The 4,904-nt window shown below is 72.9% G+C and carries 3 protein-coding genes and 1 pseudogene; 2 read left to right on the top strand and 2 right to left on the bottom strand.

The window, feature by feature from the left end:
• Positions 1 to 1,182: N-6 DNA methylase (locus DY245_RS18150; protein WP_425329405.1), on the bottom strand; the 1,182-nt coding region annotated here is incomplete at its 3' end.
• A gap of 191 nt (positions 1,183 to 1,373) precedes the next feature.
• On the opposite strand from DY245_RS18150, the gene DY245_RS18145 reads away from it, so the two are divergent.
• Positions 1,374 to 2,165, top strand: coding sequence for a DUF4190 domain-containing protein (locus DY245_RS18145; RefSeq protein ID WP_128508305.1), 792 nt, complete (start codon positions 1,374 to 1,376; stop codon positions 2,163 to 2,165).
• Between the two features lie 87 nt (positions 2,166 to 2,252).
• Here the strand turns inward: DY245_RS18145 and DY245_RS18140 are convergent.
• A pseudogene (locus tag DY245_RS18140) lies at positions 2,253 to 2,806 on the bottom strand (HNH endonuclease family protein); the annotation flags it as partial.
• Positions 2,807 to 3,236: 430 nt separating this feature from the next.
• Between DY245_RS18140 and DY245_RS18135 the strand changes: the two are divergent.
• A complete protein-coding gene (locus DY245_RS18135) occupies positions 3,237 to 4,769 on the top strand; it encodes a DUF2079 domain-containing protein (RefSeq protein ID WP_128508304.1) in 1,533 nt (510 codons plus the stop codon).
• Positions 4,770 to 4,904: the final 135 nt, after the last annotated feature.

Raw genomic sequence — 4,904 nt, 5'->3', positions numbered from 1 at the left:
GGCGCCGGCGGGCAGCGCGATGACGGCGCGCAGCGCGCCGCGGCGCAGCAGGTCGGCGCGGATCCGGCGGCCGGAGCGGCGGGAGGCGGCGGCGGGCGGCATCAGGAGGACGGCGGTGCCGCCTTCGCGGAGCCGGGCCAGCGCGTGCTGGACCCAGGCCAGTTCGGATTCCGTACGGGCCGGGAAGCCGTACTCCCAGCGGGGGTCGTAGGCCAGTTCGTCGTGGCCCCAGTTGCGTTCGTTGAACGGCGGGTGGACCAGGACGGCGTCGGCGGTGAGCTGCGGGAAGGCGTCGGCGCGCAGGGTGTCGGCGGCGCGCACCCGGACCTGGGCGTCGGGGGTGTTCAGGGCGAGGCGGAGCGCGGTGAGCGCGGCGAGGTCGGGGTCGGCCTCCTGGCCGTGCAGGGTGACCGGGCCGCCGTCGGTGCCGTCGGCGGCGGACTGTTCACCGGCCCGCTCCTGTGCGGCGGTCAGCAGGCCGCCGGCGCCGCAGGCCGGATCGAGGACGGTGCCCAACGGGCCTGCCAGGGCGGCCAGTTCGGCCATCAGCGCGGCCGGCCCGGGTGGGGTCAGGGTGTACTGCCGGGGGTTGGCGTCCAGGTGGCGGCCGAGCAGGAAGGCGTACGCCTCGGGGGCGCCCTCCACGGCCGCGAGGTCGCCGGCGGCCCGTACCAGCGCGGCGGACGGAGCGAGCGCCTCGCGGGTCAGTCCGCGTACAGGGTGCTCCGGGCCGAGCCGGGAGGCGAGGACGGCGTCGAGCATCGCGGGCAGTACGCCGGTCAGTTCGGCGTCGTCGGCGGCGCCGCGCAGCTGCTGCCAGGCCGCCGGCCGTTCGCGGACCAGCAGCAGCACGGCGCCGGCCTGCCGTAGCGCGGCCGCGGCGCCCGCCGGGTGCCCGACGAGCTGCTGCCAGACCCGCTCGCGCGGCGGCACCTCGGCGAGTTTGCCCTGCTCACGCAGCCATTGCTCGATATCGCCGAGGGCGAAGGCGGGGCTGGTCTCGGTGCCGCCGACCGGCTTGGGGAAGTCCGCGTGCCGGCGCCGCCAGTTGCTGACGGCGGCCCGGCCGACGCCGGCGAGCCGGGCGATCCCGGCGGCGGTCACCTCGGTCGGGCGGCCGCCCGCGCCGGTATCCGCCGCCTTGGTGTCCGTCGCATTGTCCGGCGATGCGTTGTCCGGCACCTGGCTGACTCCCATCCCGTGACCCCCGACAGCTGTGTCGGCAAGCATACCCATGCACCCTCAACACCCACCTTCACAGCGTGAACTCATCGAGTTCACTCATTCATGTTGACTCGGTTCACAGCCTCTGTTGTTATTGACCCATCGCTTCGGCGGAAATCGATCCGAGTGCCCGGAAGGGGCCCCTTCGCATGTCTCAGCAGATGCACTACCAGCCCGCCCCCCAGGGGCCCACCGGCGCTCACGCCCCCCAGGCGGCCCGCAACGGGCTCGGCGTCGCCGCCCTGATCCTCGGCATCATCGGCGCGCTCAGCGGCATCCCGATGGTCCTGTTCTGGCTGGCCGGACCGCTGGGCATCCTCGCCCTGATCTTCGGCCTGGTGGGCCTCAGCCGCGCCAAGAAGGGCCAGGCCACGAACAAGGGCGTGGCCGTGACCGGCACGATCCTGGGTGGCCTCGCGATCATCCTTGCGATCGTCGGCATCATCGTCACCGTGCTGGCGGTCAACAAGGCGGTCGACGAGATCAACAAGCAGGTGGAGAGCTCCAGCGGCCAGCCGAAGGGCGGCTCGGGCCAGAGCGCCAAGGACCTCGGCCCGGGTGACACGGCGAAGTACAACAACGGCGTCGAGGTGACCGTCTCGAAGGCGACCCCGTACACCGTCGACCCGAGCACCCTCGTCAGCGGCCACACCGACGGCAACAAGGCCTACAAGCTCACCGTCACGATCAAGAACACCGGCAGCAAGCCGTTCGACAAGCCCCTCGTCCAGACCAAGGGCCGGGTCAACGGCAAGGAGGCCCCGGAGGTCGACGACGACAAGCACGGCATCCTGCACCACGATTTCGGCAACTCGATCCGCCCCGGCGCCACCGCCAACGTGGAGCTGGTCTTCGACGCGCCGCCCACCGCCAAGCAGCTCGACGTCGAGGTCACGCCGGACCTCCTGCTCGACGCCGTGAACTGGAAGCTGACCCTCTGAGCAAAGGGCTCCCCTCCCCCTCCGCACATGGCCGTCGGCCCGGCACCGCAACCTCGCGGTCCCGGGCCGACGGCCGTGTGTGCGGCGCTACTTCGCCGAGAACCGCGCCGGCGCCTCCGTGGGACTGCCACCGCCCGGCAGCCGCTCGCCCGGGCAGGAGTTCAGCACCCGCACCATCGCGTCCTTCTCGGCCCGCGTCACCCACAGCCGGTACTTCTTCTTCACCGCCACCTGGCGCGCGACGTACGTGCAGCGGTACGCCTTGTACGCGGGCAGCCAGGTCGCCGCGTCCCCGTCGCTCTTCCGACGGTTCGCCGACGCGTCGACCGCGATCAGATTCAGCGGGTCATTGGCCAGCGCCACCCGCTTACGCCCCGGCCACTGCCCCGCGCCCTTCTGCCAGGCGTCCGACAGCGCCACCACATGGTCGATATCGACCTTGCTGCGGCCGCGCCGGTAGCGCACCGACTCCCCTGTGTACGGGTCCTTCGGCAGCGTTCCGGACACGACGACGCAGTTGCCGCCGCGGAACGCCGTGCCCCGCAGATCCCGCTTGAGGATGTCGTCCCGCGTTCCGCAGCCGTTGCCGTCCGTGTCCGCCCAGGCCGAGCCGAACCGGTCCCGGGCGTAACCGGTCTTCGNAGCCGTTGCCGTCCGTGTCCGCCCAGGCCGAGCCGAACCGGTCCCGGGCGTAACCGGTCTTCGGGGCCCGGCCTTTGACGTCCAGCGAGGCGACGGCCCGCAGCGCGCTGCCCGGGCCCGCCTCCCCCGCGGGAACGGACGGGCTCTCCGCGGCGTCTGAACCACTGCCGCCCCAGGTGTCGTCCGGGGCACAGCCGGTGAGGATCAGCAGGGCGGCCAGCACGGTGGCGGCGGTCACGGGAAGCGCGGTCCGTATCAAAGCGGGCGTCCAATCCGGGAGCGTAGGGACGGGGTTGGGGCGGCTCCCCCGGCTGCCACCAGGGGCACCCCCACCCGTGCCGTTGAGGCTACGGGGGAGGCGGGCACACGGAGCGGCGGCCCGGCTCGCCGCTTCGAGTATCTTTTCGGCAGTTGAGAGTGAGGACCCGCATGGACACGGCCGCAGCAACGGCCGGTGCCGCCGGACGGAGTCCGGGGGAAGACGGCGGCACCGTGCCACCGCCCCGGGCCGCCCCGGCCGGCCCCGCGACCGCGACCACCGGCACACCGCCGGACCACCCCGGTGCCCTGCGGCGCACCGCCCGCCGACTGCGCGACCGCACGGTCCCGCTGCGCGCCCCGCACCTCGACCCGTACTGGACCGCCGCGTTCCTGTTCGTCGCGTACGCCCTGCTGGCCGTCTGCCGCTTCCGCTCGATGGGCAGTTCCTCCTGGGACCTGGGCATCTTCGAACAGGCCGTACGGGGCTACGCCCACTTCCAGGCGCCGATCGTCGACCTCAAGGGCCCCGGCACCAACATCCTCGGCGACCACTTCAGCCCGGTCCTGATCGTGCTCGCGCCCTTCTACCGGCTGTTCCCCTCACCCCTGACCCTGCTGATCGCCCAGGCCGCGCTGTTCGCGCTGTCCGCGATACCGGTCGCCCGCGCCGCCGCCCGCTACCTGGGCCGGCTCCCCGGCCTGGCCCTCGGCGCCGCGTACGGCCTGTCCTGGGGCGTACAGAAGGCCGTCGACTTCGACTTCCACGAGATCGCCTTCGCGCTGCCACTGATCGCCTTCGCACTGGAGGCCGTGCTGCGCGGACGCTGGACCGCGGCGGTGTGCTGGGCCGCGCCCCTGGTGCTGGTCAAGGAGGACCTGGGGGTCACCGCGGCCGCCATCGGCGCGCTCGCCCTGATCCGCACCCGCCGCGCCAGCCCCCTGAGCATCGGTCTGGTCGCGTTCGGCCTCAGCGCCACCGCCGTCACCCTCGGCGTGATCATCCCCGGCTTCAACGGCTCCGGCTCGTACGACTACTGGAGCAAATTCGGTGCCGACGGCGGCGGCGCCACCATCCCCCTCGACACCGCCCTGCGCACCACGCTCTGGGTCCTGCTGCCCACCACCGGTCTGCTCGCCCTGCGCTCCCCCCTCCTCCTGGTCGCGCTGCCCACCCTCGGCTGGCGGTTCCTCTCCCACGAGCCGCACTACTGGGGCATCGACTGGCACTACAACGCCGTTCTGATGCCGGTGGTCTTCCTCGCCCTGGTCGACGCCCTGCCGCAGGCCCGGGTCTCCACCCGCCCCTGGCTGCGCTCGTACGCCCACCATCTGCCGGCCGCCGTGCTGGCCGCCGCCCTCGCGCTGACCACCGCACTCCCCCTGGCCCGCCTCACCGAGGGCGCCACCTACCGCAAACCCGCCACCGTCACCGCCGCCGAGCGGCTGCTCGACCGGATACCCGACGGCGCGAGCGTGGAGTCCGACATCCGGCCGCTGAGCCGCCTCACCGGCCGCACCCGGGTCTTCTGGACCGGCGACACCGGCGGTCTCGCCCCCGACTACATAGCCGTGCAACTGCACGACAACCGCACCCCACGACAGGCCCTCACCGACGCCACCGCCCGCCACCCCAGATCCACCTACGTCATCCTCGGCGGCGCCGCAGACCTCCTCGTACTCCACCGGACATCCGCCCGCTGACCCTCACGGGCGCAGCCGAGCTTCTGCTGGTCTTTACCATCTCCCCACCGGGGCGGGGCCCCGTTCACTCACGGAAGGGGGCGGGGCCTCCGGGGTGGGTTTTCGGACGTAAAGCGAAGCAGTCCGAAAACCCAC

Origin of the sequence: Streptomyces inhibens (genome assembly GCF_003389455.1) — a bacterium.
Lineage (GTDB): Bacteria > Actinomycetota > Actinomycetes > Streptomycetales > Streptomycetaceae > Streptomyces > Streptomyces inhibens.
Note: the sequence above shows the minus strand (reverse complement) of the source record. Positions and strands in the feature narration are given on the sequence as shown.

Bases quoted from the DNA above. Each gene is read 5' to 3' on its own strand.
- DY245_RS18135 (WP_128508304.1), top strand. From the start codon at position 3,237: ATGGACACGGCCGCAGCAACGGCCGGTGCCGCCGGACGGAGTCCGGGG.
- DY245_RS18145 (WP_128508305.1), top strand. From the start codon at position 1,374: ATGTCTCAGCAGATGCACTACCAGCCCGCCCCCCAGGGGCCCACCGGC.